Annotated in this window: 26 protein-coding genes, 2 tRNA genes, 1 rRNA gene and 2 pseudogenes; 28 read left to right on the forward strand and 3 right to left on the reverse strand. The window is 48.2% G+C overall.

Translation table 11 applies throughout. From position 1 onward, the window contains the following. The 11 genes and pseudogenes from B5G27_RS13745 to B5G27_RS13795 all read left to right on the forward strand — a co-directional run. Window positions 1-182 (forward strand): 23S ribosomal RNA (locus tag B5G27_RS13745); the annotation flags it as partial. Between the two features lie 71 nt (window positions 183-253). Beyond that, window positions 254-326 (forward strand) — tRNA-Asn (locus B5G27_RS13750). A gap of 174 nt (window positions 327-500) precedes the next feature. Further along, the gene (locus tag B5G27_RS13755) at window positions 501-953 is read left to right on the forward strand and encodes a PIN domain-containing protein (RefSeq protein ID WP_087179434.1); all 453 of its coding nucleotides are present in this window, start codon (window positions 501-503) and stop codon (window positions 951-953) included. Beyond that, the gene (locus B5G27_RS13760; RefSeq protein WP_087179435.1) at window positions 940-1134 is read left to right on the forward strand and encodes a hypothetical protein; all 195 of its coding nucleotides are present in this window, start codon (window positions 940-942) and stop codon (window positions 1132-1134) included. The genes B5G27_RS13755 and B5G27_RS13760 overlap by 14 nt, the downstream gene beginning before the upstream one ends. A gap of 25 nt (window positions 1135-1159) precedes the next feature. Beyond that, a tRNA-Asn gene (locus tag B5G27_RS13765) sits at window positions 1160-1221 on the forward strand. Between the two features lie 371 nt (window positions 1222-1592). Next, the gene (locus tag B5G27_RS13770) at window positions 1593-2078 is read left to right on the forward strand and encodes a flavodoxin (RefSeq protein ID WP_087179436.1); all 486 of its coding nucleotides are present in this window, start codon (window positions 1593-1595) and stop codon (window positions 2076-2078) included. A gap of 255 nt (window positions 2079-2333) precedes the next feature. Further along, window positions 2334-3752 carry a VirB4 family type IV secretion system protein gene (locus B5G27_RS13775; protein WP_330399073.1) on the forward strand — a complete coding sequence of 473 codons (1419 nt, stop codon included), beginning with the start codon at window positions 2334-2336 and terminating at the stop codon, window positions 3750-3752. 6 nt (window positions 3753-3758) lie between these two features. After that, window positions 3759-4133, forward strand: a pseudogene (locus B5G27_RS16950) (DNA cytosine methyltransferase); the annotation flags it as partial. A gap of 23 nt (window positions 4134-4156) precedes the next feature. Next, complete coding sequence (locus B5G27_RS13785; protein ID WP_087179438.1) at window positions 4157-4840, forward strand: hypothetical protein; 684 nt, start codon at window positions 4157-4159, stop codon at window positions 4838-4840. 404 nt (window positions 4841-5244) lie between these two features. Then, window positions 5245-5682, forward strand: a complete 438-nt coding sequence (locus tag B5G27_RS13790; RefSeq protein ID WP_087179439.1) for a hypothetical protein — start codon at window positions 5245-5247, stop codon at window positions 5680-5682. Window positions 5683-5773: 91 nt separating this feature from the next. Further along, window positions 5774-6583, forward strand: coding sequence for a class I SAM-dependent methyltransferase (locus tag B5G27_RS13795; protein ID WP_087150162.1), 810 nt, complete (start codon window positions 5774-5776; stop codon window positions 6581-6583). A gap of 173 nt (window positions 6584-6756) precedes the next feature. On the opposite strand, the gene B5G27_RS16255 is transcribed toward B5G27_RS13795, so the two are convergent. Then, the gene (locus tag B5G27_RS16255) at window positions 6757-6996 is read right to left on the reverse strand and encodes a hypothetical protein (RefSeq protein ID WP_162607699.1); all 240 of its coding nucleotides are present in this window, start codon (window positions 6994-6996) and stop codon (window positions 6757-6759) included. Window positions 6997-7299: 303 nt separating this feature from the next. Between B5G27_RS16255 and B5G27_RS15880 the strand changes: the two genes are divergently transcribed. From B5G27_RS15880 to B5G27_RS13860, 14 genes and pseudogenes are all read left to right on the forward strand, one after another. Continuing rightward, a complete protein-coding gene (locus B5G27_RS15880; RefSeq protein WP_143449738.1) occupies window positions 7300-7494 on the forward strand; it encodes a hypothetical protein in 195 nt (64 codons plus the stop codon). Window positions 7495-7505: 11 nt separating this feature from the next. Continuing rightward, a complete protein-coding gene (locus B5G27_RS13805) occupies window positions 7506-7853 on the forward strand; it encodes a GNAT family N-acetyltransferase (protein ID WP_162611259.1) in 348 nt (115 codons plus the stop codon). A gap of 190 nt (window positions 7854-8043) precedes the next feature. Continuing rightward, window positions 8044-8538: an L-2-amino-thiazoline-4-carboxylic acid hydrolase gene (locus tag B5G27_RS13810; protein WP_242958327.1), complete on the forward strand. Its 495-nt coding sequence runs from the start codon at window positions 8044-8046 to the stop codon at window positions 8536-8538. After that, window positions 8432-9019: an acyl-CoA thioester hydrolase/BAAT C-terminal domain-containing protein gene (locus B5G27_RS13815; RefSeq protein ID WP_143449740.1), complete on the forward strand. Its 588-nt coding sequence runs from the start codon at window positions 8432-8434 to the stop codon at window positions 9017-9019. Before B5G27_RS13810 ends, B5G27_RS13815 begins: the two co-directional genes overlap by 107 nt. Before the next feature lie 125 nt (window positions 9020-9144). Then, entirely contained in the window at window positions 9145-9507 is a 363-nt protein-coding gene (locus B5G27_RS13820) for a hypothetical protein (RefSeq protein ID WP_202879148.1), read from the forward strand. A 245-nt stretch (window positions 9508-9752) separates the two neighbouring features. Beyond that, a complete protein-coding gene (locus B5G27_RS13825; RefSeq protein WP_087179444.1) occupies window positions 9753-10625 on the forward strand; it encodes a LysR family transcriptional regulator in 873 nt (290 codons plus the stop codon). Between the two features lie 180 nt (window positions 10626-10805). Then, window positions 10806-11306, forward strand: coding sequence for a flavodoxin (locus tag B5G27_RS13830; RefSeq protein ID WP_162611260.1), 501 nt, complete (start codon window positions 10806-10808; stop codon window positions 11304-11306). A gap of 20 nt (window positions 11307-11326) precedes the next feature. Continuing rightward, window positions 11327-12028, forward strand: coding sequence for a DUF4405 domain-containing protein (locus B5G27_RS13835; RefSeq protein ID WP_087179525.1), 702 nt, complete (start codon window positions 11327-11329; stop codon window positions 12026-12028). A 67-nt stretch (window positions 12029-12095) separates the two neighbouring features. Further along, window positions 12096-12455: pseudogene (locus B5G27_RS13840) on the forward strand (flavin reductase family protein); the annotation flags it as partial. Between the two features lie 39 nt (window positions 12456-12494). Then, on the forward strand, window positions 12495-12833 hold the full coding sequence (locus B5G27_RS13845) for a hypothetical protein (protein WP_087179447.1): 339 nt from the start codon (window positions 12495-12497) through the stop codon (window positions 12831-12833). A gap of 19 nt (window positions 12834-12852) precedes the next feature. Beyond that, window positions 12853-13890 carry an aldo/keto reductase gene (locus B5G27_RS13850; protein ID WP_087179448.1) on the forward strand — a complete coding sequence of 346 codons (1038 nt, stop codon included), beginning with the start codon at window positions 12853-12855 and terminating at the stop codon, window positions 13888-13890. Between the two features lie 35 nt (window positions 13891-13925). Then, window positions 13926-14072, forward strand: a complete 147-nt coding sequence (locus B5G27_RS16095; RefSeq protein ID WP_162611261.1) for a hypothetical protein — start codon at window positions 13926-13928, stop codon at window positions 14070-14072. Further along, window positions 14023-14355 (forward strand): aldo/keto reductase, encoded by a 333-nt coding sequence (locus B5G27_RS13855; protein WP_087179449.1) that lies wholly within the window; start codon window positions 14023-14025, stop codon window positions 14353-14355. The genes B5G27_RS16095 and B5G27_RS13855 overlap by 50 nt, the downstream gene beginning before the upstream one ends. A gap of 175 nt (window positions 14356-14530) precedes the next feature. Beyond that, window positions 14531-14710 (forward strand): CGGC domain-containing protein, encoded by a 180-nt coding sequence (locus tag B5G27_RS13860; RefSeq protein ID WP_330399074.1) that lies wholly within the window; start codon window positions 14531-14533, stop codon window positions 14708-14710. Between the two features lie 54 nt (window positions 14711-14764). Here B5G27_RS13860 and B5G27_RS13865 read toward each other — a convergent pair whose 3' ends face one another. Beyond that, the gene (locus B5G27_RS13865; protein WP_087179450.1) at window positions 14765-15646 is read right to left on the reverse strand and encodes a LysR family transcriptional regulator; all 882 of its coding nucleotides are present in this window, start codon (window positions 15644-15646) and stop codon (window positions 14765-14767) included. 107 nt (window positions 15647-15753) lie between these two features. Here B5G27_RS13865 and B5G27_RS13870 point away from each other — a divergent pair, with 107 nt between their 5' ends. The 3 genes from B5G27_RS13870 to B5G27_RS13880 are packed head-to-tail and all read left to right on the forward strand — an operon-like array spanning window position 15754 to window position 17377. Further along, window positions 15754-16323: a chromate transporter gene (locus B5G27_RS13870; RefSeq protein WP_087179451.1), complete on the forward strand. Its 570-nt coding sequence runs from the start codon at window positions 15754-15756 to the stop codon at window positions 16321-16323. Next, complete coding sequence (locus B5G27_RS13875) at window positions 16320-16883, forward strand: chromate transporter (RefSeq protein ID WP_087179452.1); 564 nt, start codon at window positions 16320-16322, stop codon at window positions 16881-16883. The genes B5G27_RS13870 and B5G27_RS13875 overlap by 4 nt, the downstream gene beginning before the upstream one ends. 5 nt (window positions 16884-16888) lie before the next feature. Next, a complete protein-coding gene (locus B5G27_RS13880; RefSeq protein WP_087179453.1) occupies window positions 16889-17377 on the forward strand; it encodes a hypothetical protein in 489 nt (162 codons plus the stop codon). 106 nt (window positions 17378-17483) lie between these two features. Here B5G27_RS13880 and B5G27_RS16260 read toward each other — a convergent pair whose 3' ends face one another. Continuing rightward, window positions 17484-18419, reverse strand: a complete 936-nt coding sequence (locus tag B5G27_RS16260; RefSeq protein WP_087179454.1) for a hypothetical protein — start codon at window positions 18417-18419, stop codon at window positions 17484-17486. Window positions 18420-18435: the final 16 nt, after the last annotated feature.

An 18435-nucleotide genomic window follows, 5' to 3' on the forward strand; every position in this document is an offset into this window, starting at 1 on the left:
GTAGCCAAGCCGGGAAGGGATAAACGCTGAAGGCATCTAAGCGTGAAGCCCCCCTCAAGATGAGATATCCCATAACGTCAAGTTAGTAAGACCCCTTGAAGACGACGAGGTAGATAGGGCAGAGGTGGAAGTGCGGTAACGCATGGAGCTGACTGTTACTAATCGGTCGAGGGCATAACCAAAGCGGGAATAGGTAAGATGGATGATGGTTCTTTGTATGTAGTTTTGAAGGTATACTTCAATAATTAAATATTCCTCCTTAGCTCAGTCGGTAGAGCATTCGGCTGTTAACCGAAGTGTCGTTGGTTCAAGTCCAACAGGGGGAGCTTATGAAGCCCATAAACGTCAGGTTTATGGGCTTTTTTATCAAATTTGAAAACTGGTTGAATAAAATAATAAAGTAAAGTACAATAAAATATATAAAAAATATTTTAAAAGATAATTTTATATCGCATATACACTGAGAGTGAAAAACGCATAAAATGGAGGGGCAGACTAAAATGAAGCTCTATCTGGACAATTGTTGTTATAATCGTCCATTTGACGATCAGACGCAGGAGAGGATCCATTTGGAAAGCGAGGCAATATTGACAATACTGCAACGGGGACAATCAGGGATATATAGCATCATAGGAAGCAACATTTTAGAGCTTGAAATGGACCGTATGCAGGATATAGTAAAAAGAGAAAGGGTCAAAGAACTTTACAAGGTTGCTGACCTGCATATTATGTATACGGACGAAATTAAAAAACGGTCACAGGAAATTATGTCTCAGTCAAAGATCAGAACCTTTGACAGTCTTCATATTGCCGCTGCAGAAGCAGCAGGAGCAGACGTTATGCTGACAACAGATGATAAACTGGAAAAGATGTCCGGGCGGATGAATTTGAATGTAAAGGTTATGAATCCATTAAGATTTGCATGGGAGGCGATTTTTAATGACGAATATTAATTTAAATAATCCAACAGAAATACGCATGGTTGGAATACAAGCGTTGAGAAATGTCTTGGGACCCGTAGGAACAGTGCGCTTTATTCAACAGTATGATACCGGATACGGAGATTATACGAAGGAGAAGCAGGAAGAAGCGGATATAAGCCTGGAAGAAATAGATACTCTGTTAAAATGCTAAACAAATGTTTTGCCTGTGTAAAACCAGCTCAGTCGATAGAACATTCGGCTGTTAACCGAAGTGTCGTTGGTTCAAGTCCAACAGGGGGAGCTCACAAAGCCCGTAAATCCAACGTTTACGGGTTTTATTTATTTTTGCGACATGTCCCTTTGGGGAAAAAAGGCTGTCAGCTCAAGAAAGCAGGCATCTGATTGTTAACCGAAAAATGAACCGGAATTGCGTTGCTGGATGGGGTCCGGTATGTTGCCCGATGGTAAATTTTAAGTTTTACTGTCGGGCTTATTTACGTAAAGATGTATTCTTGCCGGTAAAAGTTCACTATGCTTTTCACCAATATAGAATGATAGGATATAGGTATTTGTCAGATAAGAACATTCCTTTTAAAATTTATAACAAAAGTAGTAGTAAGAGAAAAGAAAGATCTGTGCCTGAGCACAGTGAAAGGAATGTGGGATATTATGAAGAAAAAACTTTTAGGTTTGTTTTTGTTGTGCAGTATTGCTCTGGCAGGATGCAGCAGTCCTTCAGACAGTGATGATCGGACAGAAACACAGATGGAACCGCAGGAAAATGCAGAAACACAGACCGGTCAAAGCAGTTCTGTTTTGGAAGAACCAGAAAATATCCTTGTAGCTTATTTTTCCTGGGCGGACAATGCAGTGTTGGACGATGATGTGGATGCCGTAAGTTCTCCCAGTGTAATCCCACCGGGAAACGTTCAGCAGCTGGCGGGCTGGGTGCAGGAGGAAACAGGGGGAGATCTGTTTTCCATCCGGGTGACAGATCCATATCCCAGCGACTGGGATGAATGCCTTGACCGTGCAAATGAAGAACGGGCAGAGGATGCAAGGCCCGAACTCGTTGAAAATGTAGGGAATATCGAAGAGTATGATACTGTATTCCTGGGATATCCTAAAATGGAGCAGGGTTATATCTGTGTATAGCGGTGTATTGCGTGGAGGAAGGAGGGCGAATAGGTACAGGAAACACAACAGAAAGAAAAAGTGTGTATAGAGTAAGGTAGGAACGACCATGAGAGTGGTCGCTTTTTTTATGGGAAAAATCCCCCTATCCTACAAGCTATAAGGAAAGGAAGTCATATCCATGAACACCAAGATCTGCTATCTATATCGGGATGCAGGTAAAGCGGCCTTTTCTGATCCCCTTGCCGGTGCAAAGCGGCGGCAAGGAGGTAAGAAATGTTCAAACGAAAACCCAAGGTGCTGACACCGGAGCAGATGGAGGAAATCCGCACCAAGGACTTCTTCGACTGCATCCTGCCGGGTACCATCAAGTTCCTTTCCGACCACTATATCGTTGGAGACAGTTACCGCTGCGTGTGGGCCATCCGGGAGTACCCGCCCTCCACCGAGGAACAGGCCATCCTTTCCCAGCTTGCTGACCGCAATGGCGTGACGCTTCGGATCTACCACCGGCTGGTGGAGGCCCTGGAACAGAGGAAGATCCTGCAGAACGCCACCCGGAAGAACAAGCTGATGAGTACCGGCAGCGATGTGAATGAAACCATCGAGGCCGAAGGAAATCTGCAGGATGTGGTGGAGCTTCTGGCCAACCTTCGGAAAAACAAGGAACCGCTTCTCCATTGCTCCGTGTTCATTGAGCTGAAAGCCAAGGGCATGGATGCCTTAAAGGAGCTGCAGTCAGAGATCGCCATGGAGCTGACTCGCTCCAAGATCACGGTTGACCGACTTACCCTCCGGCAGAAGGAAGGATATCTTTCTGTTCTGCCTGTGGGGGCCAATCAGTTCGGGGCGCAGTTCGAGCGTGTGCTGCCCGCCAGCTCCGTAGCCAACCTGTACCCCTTTAACTTTTCCGGCAAGACCGATCCCCGTGGTATCTACCTGGGCCGGGATAAGTATGGCACCAATATCCTGGTGGACTTTGACCGGCGCAGCGAGGATAAGACCACCAGCAATATCCTGATCCTGGGCAATTCCGGCCAGGGGAAATCCTATCTCTTAAAGCTGATCCTGACCAACTTAAGGGAGACAGGAAAGCTGGTCATCGCCTTAGATGTGGAGGCGGAATACGAGGAACTGACGGAGGCCCTGGGCGGCTGCTACATCGATTTCATGTCCGGCGAGTACATCGTCAACCCCTTAGAGCCAAAGGCATGGGGCGATGCTACGGAGGGCGAGATCGATGCCACCACACCGCTGGCTTTCCGGAAAGTAACCAGGCTCTCCCAGCACATCGCCTACCTGAAGGACTTCTTCCGGGCCTATAAGGATTTCACGGATGTGCAGATCGACACCATTGAGATCTTGCTGGCCAAGCTGTATGCTCGGTTCGGCATTACCGACAGCACGGACTACAGCGCCAAAAAGCCTACGGATTTTCCTATCATGGAGGACTTCTATAAGCTGTGCGAGGAAGAATTCATGACCTACGACAAGCAGCGGAAGTACCTGTACACAGAGGAAACTGCTTTCCTTTATGTCCAACCAGCTCCTGGGCAAAGGAAATACCGCAGCCGCCATCGACGAGCTGTATATGTACTTGACCAACCTGACCTCCATCGAGTATATCCGAAACGCCATGAAGCGTGTCCGGAAGAAGGAGTCAGCGATCATCATCGCCAGCCAGAACATCAATGACTTCCTGATGGGTTTGGCTATCAGGAAGATATCAGTTACACCCTGAATACAACAGACCGGCATGCGGTCTATAGCCGCCAGCGAGTGGATGAATTCCAGGAAAGCAAAGTCGCTGGCACAGAAAGCGCCAGACAATATAAAGATGCAACTGACCTAATCTGCCAGCCTGAGGTAAACAGAAATCTGATCCGCCGTCTCACTCCTCTGGAGTGTGAGCGGCTGCAGGGTTTCCCGGATGGCTGGACTTTGATCAATGGGGCATCTGACTCGGCAAGATATAAAGCCCTGGGCAATAGTGTGGCAATCCCATGTGTTACTTTTGTTCTGCGTGGGATTGTTCTGATTATGGAGAAAGAGTTTGCGGAGGAACAGAAAAACTGAATCGAAGATTGGAGGCATGACCAATGAATGATATCGATGTTACCGTATATTTTAACGAGCATCGGCTCGCTGCTCTGGACGAGATTCTGAACGGTCAAGGGCGTACCATCGAAGGTGTATTGCGAAAATGTTTTGAAGAAACCTATGCGTCTCTCGTCCCGGAAGAAAAGCGTGAGGAAATCGAAGCACTGATCCGTCAGAAAGAAGCGAAAGCACAACGTGAGGCTGAAGCTGCCAGACGGTTTGCTGTGATTCATTTCCATGAGGACGGGGATGATTTTCATTTCACTTCCGACCTGCGGAACAACTTCTACAGTGCTGCTTATCTCTATCGGAATTTTATGCGGGAGAATGAGGGCAGGCTGACCTTGAACAGTCTGGCGCTTTCCTTTGGAGTACATCAGCCCATCGATGACCTGACCTTCTCTGTCTTATGCGCCGCTATGGAGCATGATGACCGGATCACCGCTCTCCTGGAATTTGATTTTGACGATGGAACGATCAGCGTAAAAGAGCAGGGAGATTCGGAGTGGCGGACTTATCGTCTGAAAGATGTTTCTACTGCGGTCTACCGTGCCGAGCGCAAATCTACGATTCCGATAGCAGCAAGAGAGCTGATTTTTGAAGAAGCATTGCGGGATCGGGAGATTGACTGGCAGTCTTCCGAACAGGCAGAAGAAACAACGCCGCCAGTTCAGGAGATGTGATGCGAAAAGGAACACCCCTATGAGCCGCCTGTCGGCCCCGTGTTGCGATTTTGTGGGCGAGGTCGAGGAAGTATCCCTCCCCGCCGGTTTGCGAGGCGTTTGCGGCCCGTGCGAAGGCAGGCTCCGCCCATGGAAAAGCGACGGTTCCCCGTGCGGATACAGGGTCGAAAATCAAGCAGGAGAAAGGGACGGTGCCGCATGGCGGCCCCGCCCCAGCTCACTGCGTCCGGCAGAGCCGGCCGCTTCAAGGCTTTCCGCCGCTTCTGAAAGAAATGGCATTACGGTGCCGGATTTGGAACAATAGGTTCCTGGACAGGTGCTTCAACTCCCCCAAGGCCCAGAAGTTTCAACGAATGACGCGGTGCTTTGGCAGGTTCCTATGAATAAGAAGGAGGATTTCAGACATGCAGGATACAGAGGCAGAAAAGAAAGAAATCAAACGCCGCTTCCAGCTCTGGATCAGACCGTCCACCCTGGAGCTGGCGGATACTCTCTATGAAAAAGACAACTGCGACAGCCGGAGTGAATTCATCGAAAAAGCAATCTTGTTTTATGCTGGGTACCTTTCCGCAGAGGACAACAAAACCTATCTCCCCAATATCGTCACCTCCACGCTGAAAAGCATTGTGGCGGAAAGTGATCATCGGCAGAACCGGATGATTTTCAAGCTGGCCGTGGAGCTGGCGGTCATGATGAATGTGGTCGCAGCGAATAACAACATCGATCCGGTGTTACTGGAACGCCTGCGGGGAGAATGTGTCAAGGAAGTCAAAAGGCTGAATGGCTCCTTCTCTTTTGATGATGCGGTGAGCTGGCAGAAAGGATGGGAAGAAAACGAGTAGCAATTGAAAACGAATTGCAATCCCCGGTTCCTCTTGATATAATAATGGTTAGATATTACTAACTCGTTTGCATATAGGAGGATAGATAGCCATGTCCGAATTTGGTATAGTAGAAGATACAATGTTTATTCCTATGGTGGGAAGGATTTACGCCAGCGAAAAGTTTCCGGGTATTTTATATGATAAAAAAGCACTTTCATTAAAAGAAAAGCTGCCATCCGCACTGTTGGAAACAGGAAATCAAAGTCAATACACGCTACTGGCTTCTGCATCCCGTTCCGCTAATATGGATCGGCATATCCAGAACTTCCTGAAACGTAAGCCGGATGGTGTTGTCATACAGTTGGGCTGCGGACTGGAGACAACATATGATCGCAATGACAATGGGCAAACCCAATGGTATGCTGTAGACCTTCCGAATGTAATCGAATACCGGCGCAGTTTGCTCCCGGAACCTGAGAAGGAAACTTATCTTTCAGGGGATGCTTTTTCAGACGGATGGCTCAGGCAGATCCGAAGGAACATGCCTGATACGCCTCTTCTGGTTACTGCAGGAGGTTTGTTCCATTACTTTCAAGAGGAAAAAGTTTTTGGCCTTCTGCAGATGCTGGAAGGTTTCGGGAATATAGAGCTTGTGTTTGATACGGTAAATAAAAGCGGCATGAAAATGTTGCAGAAGAAATATATGAAGCAGATGGGACATGAAAATGCCCGAATGTTTTTTTATGTGAATTCGGCTGAAGATCTGGTTACCACACTAGGTAGAGGTGTCAAAGTATTGGCGGATGAACCATATTACAAGTTTATCAAACGAGATGGATTAAAAATCATTACAAAAATCAGTATGGATATTTCAGATCGATTTGGAATGCTCAAAATGATCCATCTGGAGTGGAGGTAATGTAAATATGGTGGTCATGATAGAAAGTCTGATTGGTATCTTATTATTCACAATCCTGATTGTGTCGCCGACGCTGAAAAATCCCCTTGCCTCAGTGGGAGATTATCCCCGGCCATAAGGGAGAAATGTATGGAATTAGGATTAATCGAAAAAAGAGAACAACGTTTCCCAGGTCAGATATCATCTAGAAAGGAATCGCCCTGCTTGCTTTTGTGTTCATCTTCGCTGTTATCCTGAAACAGTTTAATGGAGCGGATACATTCTGGAAAGGGGTTCGGGATTCCTACATGATCTGGCTGATCATTGATTGGTATGATGCTCTTGTACTCGATAGCATCTGGTTTTGCCATTCGAAAAAAGTCAGGATACCAGGCACAGAGGATATGGAAGAATATAAGGATTACTGTTTTCATATTAAGCAGTCCTGTATTGGCATGCTTCTTGGCTTGCCCGCCTGTCTTGCAGTGGGAGTGATTACAGCAATCCTCTGATCAGCCATCAAATGATATAAAACAGAATATGATTCGCATTCAGTAGGAAATCTCTTACTATGTCTCCTGCTCTTCCTTTACTCTAAAATGGAAGGAGGTTTCTCATGACCCGCCATGTCACTATCAAATGATTAACAGGTAAAAAATGAATTGCAGTCCTATACGTCTCCTGATATAATATTAGTTAGTTATAACTAACCTATTTGCGCATAGGAGGGTACATCCATGTTTACTGTTCGTCCATATAAGGAAGAAGATGCTGCGGCCTGCGGGGATTGCTTCTACGAAGGATTCTTTTCATGCTCTGTGGATCAGAACGATAAAATACTTTTGCGTGACTACGCACAGATCCTGATTGAAAAATGCAATTTCACCTATGTTGCGGAAACGGAGGATCATCAGGTCGTAGGATTCATCTGAAAAGATATAAAATGTCAGCACCATTCCAGAAGCAGTTTGATGCCTTTTTCCGTCAGCTACAGGAAAGGGATAAGGAAACCGTTGGGAAATGCGATCTGGAACTCGTTGCCCTTTCGTCCAGAAGGAATTACAGAAAGGGGTTGGGAACCGCATTGGTCACACAATTTTTGAATCGGGCAAAAGCTGATGGAGCAGATCGTGTGCGGCTTTTTACGAACACTCTTGCATCGTGGGAGTTTTATGAAAAACGTGGATTTAAGAAAGTGGCAGAGAAGCCCTTTCAGGATGGCTCCGGCAATCAGTCCCTCGTTTATGAGTACGTTTTGAAGGAGCATGAATATGAAAAACACCATCTGTGAAAAACTGATGTGGTCAGCGATGACACCTGCTATTTTCAAATATATCGCAGCCAATTGCAAAAATACGGATACATTCAGGGTGAAGAAGAAATCGCGTAAAAACTTTAAAGATATGTTGGCGAGGACACCCGACATAGGCGGTTTTACGAAAAATCCTCTGCGAATCTGTCTTTCCGGCGGAATTGTCTGGATGGCAGTTTATAAGGCAATGGATGGGGCGATGAGCCATGAGCAGTTCGGGGAAATGGTGACAGCCACGATGCAGGCGCCGCTCATTAAAAAAGCTTTCGGGAGTAAAAATCCATTTGATATGGAATATCAAAAAAAGAAAGTCAAGAAGGACAGAATTGCAAATGCCATATCCGACAGCGAATTCAACTGGATGACGGAGACGATTCCCGGAAGGGATGCAGACGAATACACCATCAACTATCACAGGTGCGGCCTGTGTGCGCTTGGAAAACAGGAGCATTTGGAAGAACTGATCCCCTATATGTGTGCCATGGATTTTATTTCTGCTGATCTCATGGGCGGCGTGTTATACAGGACAGGTACACTTGCAGAGGGCGCAGAAAAGTGTGATTTCTATATTTGCAAAAAGGACTCTAAATGGGATAAAGAAAGAAAATACGGACAGCAATCCAAGCTGCAAAAACAGGGAGAGTTGGGAAAGTGGAATATGTGACGGTTGCACAGGAGGGCTTCTATGGACTTTATTTTCATCTGCCTCCGAATTCACATACAGGGGAAAAGATTTTCCGTGTATGACAGCGCATCTGAAATATGGGCCGGCAATCCGGAACCTCATCCTTCATCAGCAGTTCGAGTTATCCTACATCTACGAAGAACCGCTGAAACATTTTGATGAGGATACAGCCATTCATGTGGAGAACATTCAGGGAAACATTTTATTTATTTACGCAAAGGAAGATCTCATGTGGCCCAGCAAAGAGGCAGTGGCATATATGGTAAACCGCCTGGAAAAACACCGGTTTGCTTTCCGGGTGGATGTCTTGGAATATGAAAAAGCAAGCCACATTCTTGTTCCATTAAATCCATCTAAGCTGAAAATGTTTAAAATTGAGAGACAATATCCGGAAGATTGCAGGCGCAGCCGTGAAGACGCTTTCCATAAAACGATAAAATGGATATCGGAGGTAAAGTGAATATGGCGGTCATGATAGAAAGTCTGATTGGTATCTTATTATTCACAGTTCTGATTGTGTCACTGACGCTGAAAAATCCCCTTACCTCAGTGGGAGATTATCCCCCGGCCATACGGGAGAAATGTATGGAATTAGGATTGATCGAAAAAAGAGAACAACGCTTTACCAGGGCAGATATCCTCCGAAAGGGGATCGCCCTGCTTGCTTTTGTGTTCATCTTCGCTGTTGTCCTGAAACAGTTTAATGGAGCGGATACATTCTGGAAAGGGTTTCGGGATTCCTACCTGATCTGGCTGATCATTGATTGGTATGACGCTCTGATACTTGATTGCATCTGGTTTTGCCATTCGAAAAAAGTCAGGATACCAGGCACAGAGGATATGGAAGAATATAAGGACTATCGTTTTCATATCAGGCAGTCCTGTATTGGTATGCTTCTTGGCCTGCCCGCCTGTCTTGCAGTGGGAGCGATTACAGCAATCCTCTGATCAGCCATCAAATGATATAAAACAGAATGCAAATCCCTCATTATTTGAGCTTGGACAGGCAGTATCAGGAACAGAACTGATCGGGGAAATGAAAGGAACCATTGTGATCGATCTCGCAGACACAGGAGATGAATGAAATGCTGAGGATCTGAAAGAGATCCTGGAAAATCCGGGCAACCGTGTGAGACAGACCATATGGGGAGAATATGTCTGGAAAAAGGGCGAGGTGATCGGAGGCGATTGATATGGAACTGCGTGTGCTGAAATATTTTTTGACAGTAGCAGATGAAGGAAATATTACAAGGGCTGCGGATATTCTTCATATTACCCAGCCGACTTTAAGCCGCCAGCTCATGGAGCTGGAAGACGAATTGGGAACAGCGCTGCTGATCCGGGGGAAACGGTCAGTGACATTGACAGATGAAGGATTTCTGTTTAAACAGCAGGCAGAAATGATCGTGGAGCTCACGGATAAGCTGGAACATACATTTAAAGACAAGAAGGATATCGTTTGCGGAACTGTCAGGATCGGCGCGGCAGAAGCGGTAGGAGGCCGGGCGCTGGCCGCTTACATGAAAGAATTTCGTGAGAGATACCCGGATGTCCAGTTTGATCTTTATAATGGCATGGCAGACAATATCAAGGAGATGCTTGAGCGCGGTCTGCTGGATCTGGGACTCGTTCTGGAGCCGATCGATACTGCAAAATTTGAATACGTGAGGCTTCCCCAGAAAGAAACCTGGGGACTCCTTTTAAGAAAGGATCACGAACTTGCAGAAAAAGAAACGATAACTGTGGAGGAGATCAGGCAGTATCCTCTGATCATGCCGGGAAGAGAGAATGCAAAAAATGAGGTTCTCCACTGGATGCAGTGTGAGGAAAAACACCTGAATATTCCGGTGTATTACAATCTTCTTTCTAACGCAGCACTGCTGGTAGAAGCCGGGATGGGGTGTGCGGTCTGTCTGGACGGCGCACTATCCATACATGCGGATCCCGGTCTTTGTTTTCGCCGGATCCTGCCGGAACATACGACAAGGAGTGTAATCCTGTGGAAAAAGAATCATCTGTTTTCTCAGGCGGCATCACTTTTTGTACAGACAATACAAGAATACTGAAAATGGCTGTGACATCAGCGTCGGATCTGATGTCACAGCCATTTTTAGTATTCAGGGAAGGTATGATTTTTCATAGCAGACAGGTATTAGACAGGATAAAGAAAGCAGGGGATAATAAATAAAAAGGCAGATTTGCTAAGCAGACACTGAAAAAATAAGAGATAAAGGATGAATACATATATGAAAGAAAATATTTTGATCGTGTACTATTCTTATTCAGGAAAAACCCGCAGGATTGCAGAAGAAATCCAGAAACAGACAGGCGGCAGATTAAGCCAGATCTACCTGAGACAGCCTTATCCGGCAGATTTTGGATGTCTTTTGAAGCAGGTGAGAGAGGAAAACAGATCAGGAAAGCTGCCTGCGCTGCTTCCCATAACAGAAAGCGTCGGCGCATATGACATTGTTTTTACCGGTTCGCCCAACTGGTGCGGAACGATCGCCCCGCCCCTGGCTGCCTGGCTGGATAAAAGTGATATGGCAGGGAAAGTGATCCTTCCTTTTTTCAGTCATTGCGGAGGAGAAGATAAGGGGCTGGAACAGGCTGTGAGAGGCAGATGCCCGGGAGCGGACATGAAGAACAGCCTGTATGTATTGGAAAACAGCGGTGAAAGGCTGCCCCATATAGTGCAGGAATGGCTGGAGCAAAATTTCCCGCCGGAGAGGAAGGAAGATAAGTAATGGATAATGGGAAGAAAAAAATGAAGAAGAAATCAAAACTTGCGGTGGATATCCTGATGACACTGACGCTTTTGTTTTTGATGGGGTATCAGCTATGGGGAGAAACAGCTCATGAGTGGGCAGGAGCTTTCATGCTTGTGCTCTTTCTCGCCCACCACGTGCTGAATACTGCCTGGCACCGGAATCTGTTCCGGGGGAAATATACCAGGGTTCGTATACTGACGAGTGCAGTGGATCTGGCGCTCTTTGTGGTGATGATCTGTCTGATGGTAAGCGGCATTACAATGTCCCGGCATGTGTTTGCCTTTCTGCCCATCAGCGGCGGGATGGGAACGGCAAGGCTGGTCCACATGGCGGCCTGCTATTGGGGCTTTGCGCTGATGGCGTTTCACCTGGGACTCCACTGGGGAATGACGCTGGCGCGGTTTCGTCAGATGTTGGGGATGGACAGGAGCTCTGGGATCCGCTGTACAGTTCTCCGGATCGCAGGGGGCTTAACCGCAGGTTACGGCCTGTATGTATTTGTGACAAGAGATCTGGCGACTTACATGTTCCTGAGGACACAGTTTGTGTTCCTGGATTACAGTGAGTCCCCGATATCTTTTTATATAGATTATCTGGCCATGACGGGCCTGTTTATCTGGATCGCACACTATCTGTCCGCGATACTCCTTAGACCGGGCAGAAAAATCCCCTCGGTGAAAAAGAAAACAGTTTCCTGAAGGCCGGAAGCCCCAAATAAACAGAAATGAAAGGAAGTAAAGAAGATGAAGAAAAAAAGAGACAAAGGCACTGACGGTAAATATTGTAGACGAAGCCATGTTGAAAAAAGCAGACCGGACCGGATGTGTCAGCGGAAATAAAGTGGATAAGTCAGAGATGTTCCGGTTCCATACCGAAGGGACCGGGGCGCCGTTCATCGACGAGGCGCCGGTGGTGATGGACTGCACAGTGGACGACATCTATGAGACAGAAGGGTTTGAGAGCTTTATCTGCAAAATAGACAGCGTTTATGCGGAAGAGAGTGTTTTAAATGAAGCGGGAAAAATTGACTATAGTACACTGAAGCCGGTTCTTTTCGAGATGCCCACCTACGAATATCTCCGCACGGGGGATGTCATCGGAAAATGTATGAACCTTGATCAATAACAGACGGAGAGAAAAGAATCAAAAGTCAGGAGGACGCTTATGAAATCAAAATTTTTGAAAAAACGGCTTTCGGTCATGCTTGTAGGAACAGCAGTATTCAGTCTTGCCGCGTGCAGCGGCGGAGCTGATACAGGAGAACCGGCGGAGACTCTGACAGAAGAAAGTGTTGAGGTACAGGCTGAAGCAGAAGATACGGATGCCGGACAGGAGCCTGCTGCAGGAGAAGAAACAGATGCGGCGGCGGATTTTCCGGTTCCCTTGATACCATCGCAGAGATGGAGCCGGAGGCAGAGATCACAGAAGGGCTTTCCCTTGGAGACGGAGAGGCAGAGGACTGTGCAGATGTTGTGGAAGAATGGCTTGCCAATATCGGTATGACAGAGGAGGCAGATTCATAATGAAATATGCAAGATTAGGAAATTCTGAGTTAAATGTATCCCGCATCTGTATGGGATGCATGGGTTTCGGGGACGCAAAGAACGGGCAGCATACGTGGACCATCGATGAGGATCATACCCGGGAAATCATCCGCAAAGGGCTGGAAGCCGGGATTAATTTTTACGATACCGCCATCGGATACCAGAGCGGCACAAGCGAGCAGTATCTGGGGAGGGCGCTGCGGGATTACGCAAAGCGGGATGAAGTGGTAGTCGCTACCAAATTTCTTCCACGCACGCCGGAAGAGATTGAACAGGGCGTTCCGGCCCAGGAGCATATTGAACGGATGATCAATAAGAGCCTGGAAAATCTAGGGATGGATTATGTGGATCTCTATATTTATCACATGTGGGATTACGCGACGCCGCTGTATGACATCATGGAAGGTTTAAATAATCTGGTGAAAGAAGGAAAGGCAAGATATATCGGCATTTCCAACTGTTTTGCGTATCAGCTGGCAAAAGCCAATGCACTGGCAGAGCGGGAAGGCTTCGCGAAATTCATATCCATACAGGGACATTACAATCTGATCTTCCGCGAGGAAGAGCGGGAGATGGCGAAACTCTGCCGGGAAGACAATATCGCCATGACGCCGTACAGCGCCCTGGCAGGAGGCAGGCTGTCCAAAAAGCCGGGAGAAACATCAAAAAGGCTCCGGGAGGACGACTATGCAAAGCTGAAATACAACGGCACAGCCGATGAGGACAGCGTGATCATAGCGCGGGTGGCGGAACTGGCTGAGAAGCGCGGCGTGTCCATGACAGAGATCTCGCTTGCATGGCTGCTTACAAAGGTGACGGCCCCCATTGTGGGTGCCACGAAGCTCTCTCATGTGGAGGGGATGGCAAAAGCGGCGGAACTGTGCCTGACAAAGGAAGAGATCAACTACCTGGAAGAACCGTATGTGCCCCACGCATTGGTGGGCGTTATGGCGCAGAATACAGCAGAGCAGGCCAAGAAAAAGCATGTCTGGTCTACGGGAAATCAGAAACTGTAAAGAAATATGGAAATGAGAGAGGAGGCTATTTTATCATGAAAACAGTCAGACTGAACAATGGCGTAGAGATGCCGATGGAGGGATTTGGAGTTTTTCAGATCCCGGAAGACAGCTGCGAACAGGTGGTGAAGGATGCCATTGATCTGGGCTCCCTTTGCAGAAGGACTGAAAGGGATGTTTGATGAACCGATCTTAAAAGAAATTGCAGAAAAATATAATAAAACCGTGGCGCAGATCATTTTACGCTGGAATGTCCAGCAGGGAGTGATCGTGATCCCGAAATCTGTTCACCGGGAACGAATGAGAGAAAATTTTGATATCTGGAATTTTAAAATAGAAGATGATGATATGGAACGGATCGGATCGCTGGATAAGAACTGTCCTTCTATGCTGGATACAAGGAAGGTCAGCGAAGTGAAGAGAGTATATGATTATCTCAATAATCCTGTGCTGACCAGTCTGTAACGAAGCACAGGCTGCTGTTCCCACAGGTCAGCGGGGGGTGTCCATGGTGGTCTCCTTCTTTGTCTTCAAGATCATCTTCCCGGAGGGAGAGGCGAAGAAGAACTGAAGGCTCCGGGATTGCGCGTCGCGACGCGGGATGATAGGATAAGCATAATAAACAAAAGGAAAAAGGGGCGTGAAGAAATTGAAACTGGGAATCATCAGATGCATGCAGACAGAAGACTACTGTCCGGGTTCCACAGATTTTAAATCCATCCTGGAGAGAACCGGCGCTTTTGCCGGAATTGAAGAGGAGATCGAGATCATCGCAAAAGATCTCGGCGAGGGAATCCGGTTTTTGGATTATACGCATTAGGAAGAATTTATATGTAGTAGGAAGAAGAAAGATAGAAATCCGGCAGTGAAGCGCTTACCACTCACTGCCGGATTTTTTGCACAGTTCTATGAATGCGTTCATATTGTCTGTCAGGTACTTGCTCCTGTGCCAGATGAGATTCAGTTTCCTTGTCAGAGGCTGAGGAAACGGGATCATTTTTACGGTATGTTCCTCAATATTTTTCCTGACCAGAAGGCAGGGCAGGACGGCGACTCCCAGCCCTTCTGCAACGCCCCGGACGATCGCCTGGGTGCTGGCGCTCTCCCAGAGCGGATGCACGGTGATCTGCTCCAGGGCGAAGCAGGCGTCCAGGATCTCGCGCCCTGCGCTTCCCTTCTCACGCATAAGGAAGGGGTACTGTGCGAGCTGTTCTAATGTAACCTGGCTGCAACCCGCGAGGGGATGGTCCGGCGCGACAACGGCCTGCATATAGTCCTCCATGAAAGGCAGGACATTGATGTCCGGATGCTCGGACTGATTCTCAATGAGTCCGATATCGATCTTATTTTCCAGGATATGCTGTTCGATCACCGCTGATTTTCCAATCGTGACTTCTGTGCGAAGCTCGGGGTAAAGCGCCTGGTACTGCTTCAGAAGGGGCGGAAGGATGTGAGTGCCGATGGTGATGCTGGCGCCGATCCGGATCACGCCCAGCGCATCCCAGTTCCGTATTTTCTGTTCCATTTCATCGAACAACGACACAATGTGAAGCGCATATCCGTAGAATTCTTTTCCCAGTTCCGTGGGAACGATCCGTCTTCCCAGCCGTTCAAACAAACAGATCCCATAATATTCTTCCAGTTCTCTCACAGCGACGCTGACAGAAGGCTGTGCGAGATGCAGTTCTTCCGCTGCTTTCGTAATATTGCTGTGGCGGAATACAGCTTCGAAGATCTTCATATGGCGCAGAGTCATTTTACGATCCCTCCTATATAAGAAAATAGCTATCTAAATAATAGATTAATAGTATTTCCGTTATGAATCAAGAGGAAATATACTGGGTACAGAAGGAGGGAAGCACAATGGAAAATAAGAAAAAAGTCCTGCTGAAAATATTCATATCGACCTTGTATCTCAGTGCCTTTACATTCGGCGGAGGCTATGTGATCGTGACCCTGATGAAAAAGAAGTTTGTGGACGAATACCGCTGGATCGAAGAGGATGAGATGTTGGATCTGGTGGCGATCGCTCAGTCCGCTCCGGGGGCGATCGCAGTCAACGGGGCGATCGTGGTCGGATATAAGCTGGCAGGGAGCGCCGGGGCACTGACTGCGATCATCGCCACGATCATCCCGCCGTTTGTGATCATCTCGGTCATCTCGGTCTGCTACAGCGCTTTCCGCAGTAATGCGATCGTAAGCAGTATGCTCGAAGGGATGCAGGCAGGAGTCGGAGCAGTGATCGCGGCGGTCGTCTTTGAGATGGCGGAAGGGATCATACACGGGAAGAATCGGATCTCGATCCTGATCATGGCCCTTTCATTTATAGCGGCATGTATCCTGGGCGTCAATGTGATCTATATTGTCCTTGCCTGCGGCGCGTTCGGTGCAGTGAGGACGCTCGTGAAGAAGAGAAGGGAGGGGAGAGCATGATCTACCTGGAATTATTCTGGAGTTTCCTCCAGATCGGGCTGTTCAGTTTCGGCGGCGGATATGCGGCGATGCCGCTGATCCAGGGACAGGTCGTTGCGGAGCACGGGTGGCTGAGCATGACGGAATTTACGGACCTGATCACGATTTCGCAGATGACGCCGGGCCCGATCGCTGTTAATTCCGCGACCTTCGTGGGGATCAAGATTGCCGGGATCCCGGGGGCGATAGTGGCGACCGCGGGCTGTATCCTGCCTTCCTGCATTATCGTAATGCTGATCGCCAGGCTGTATCTCAAATACCGGAAGATGGAACTGCTCCAGGGCGTCTTAAATTCGCTCCGGCCGGCGGTTGTGGCGATGATCGCGTCAGCCGGGATCTCTGTCCTGATCACAGCTTTCTGGGGCAGCAGTATGGAAATCGTCCTGGCGGATACGGACTGGCTTATGGCGGCTATTTTTGCCGGATGTATCGTATTGCTGAAGAAATGCCGGATGAACCCGATATGGGTCATGCTTCTGGCAGGAGCAGCCAATACGGCGGTATCTTTGATCGGAGGTTGATGAAAATGAGGCTTCATATAAAGTATGAGATCAGTAAGTATAAAATTTATAATGAAGATGATCAGCTGATCTGCACTGTCCGGAAAAAGCTGTCCGCAGGAAATGAACTGACCGTCATCTGCACGGATCGGGATAGGGAATATACAGTCACGCATAGCGATGGAGCGATCCGGATCAGCGGGGACGGAATGGAAACGCTTCACTGCGCGGTGCGGTATCAGTCAAATGCGGATGGCAGACAGGAAGCATACTGGCGTCCGGCGATGGCGGAGGAGACAGAGATCATGACCGGCTGCGGCAGGCTGTCTGTCCGCCAGACGCGGAACCGGACATTTGAGATTTTATTAAATGACAGGAAAACAGGGGAGATCAGACGCATGATGTCCATTCATAAGGAGATGTGTCTGGAAAATGATGTGCCGGAATGGTACGCGGGGCTGATCTTTGCGGCGGCGTTTTTCATGCTGCATGACGATGATATGGAGATCGTATAGTGAATATGGGAATGTTTTATATCAGAAGTGGGAGAACTCCCGCCCCAACCCCTGCGGGCAGGCAGCGGGAGTTCCTCTCAGAAAAGGAAAGACAGAAGCCTGCTGCTTAAACATCTTCTTTCCGATTCATTTTTGCAAAAACGATGATACCTGCAATGATCACAATGACGCAGACCACGGCAAAGACTACAGAGATCGTCACAAAAGTATTGCTGTCGTTCCTGCCGGTGCTGATGTGCATGATATTATCAGCGGTCTGGCGGAAAGTCTGGCCCATGAATTCCGCGATGCTCAGGTCCAGGTTATTGTAATTCCTGTCAAAATAGCTCCAGAATATGGTCTCGGCCTCATCATCCATAATGGAGTATGCCGCGGAGCCGTAGTACAGATAAAATGTCCCGTCCATATCTTCCGAATCGTTTTCGCACGCAAAATAAGCCAGGATCAGATGTCCGTTATCTGAGAATGTCTCATGATACATCTGTGCAAGATATTCTTCAGCCGCAGCCTCATTCCATTTACCGTCAGTCCACACAGAAGGATCATACTGCAGGAGTACTACATAAGGCTGGATCCCTGTCTGGGAATAAAAATATTTCAGCCCGTCTGTCAGATCGGTGTCATGATCGATAAACCCGAGCTCATCAAGATACCAGTCCGCATAGGAAATGGTCCCGGAGACAGGTGTGCGCTCAGTGCGCGACACTGCGATTTCCGCATCCTGGGACGTACCGCTGCCAGGGTGGAGCTGGTTAAAGAGCCCTATGACGACAATAAGCAGGACTATGAGAGAAAAGCAGCCGGTCCCGCCTCTTCTGCCGGGGCCGCCCCAGCCGGGGAAACCCCAGTGGAATACCGGACCGCCCCACCTGCCGCGGGGCCCGCCGAAATGAGGGCCGCCAAAATGAGGACCGCCAAAGTGTGGGCCGCCGGGGCCGGGACCGCCCGGACCTCCGCCGCTGAATCCGCCGCCGGAGCGTCCGCCAAAAGACTGCCCTCCGGAATGTCCTCCCCCGCCGTGTGAACCGCCGCCTCTTCCCATGATCAGTTACTCCTTC

The organism is Lachnoclostridium sp. An76, from assembly GCF_002161355.1.
In the GTDB taxonomy this organism is placed as follows: domain Bacteria; phylum Bacillota; class Clostridia; order Lachnospirales; family Lachnospiraceae; genus Mediterraneibacter; species Mediterraneibacter caccavium.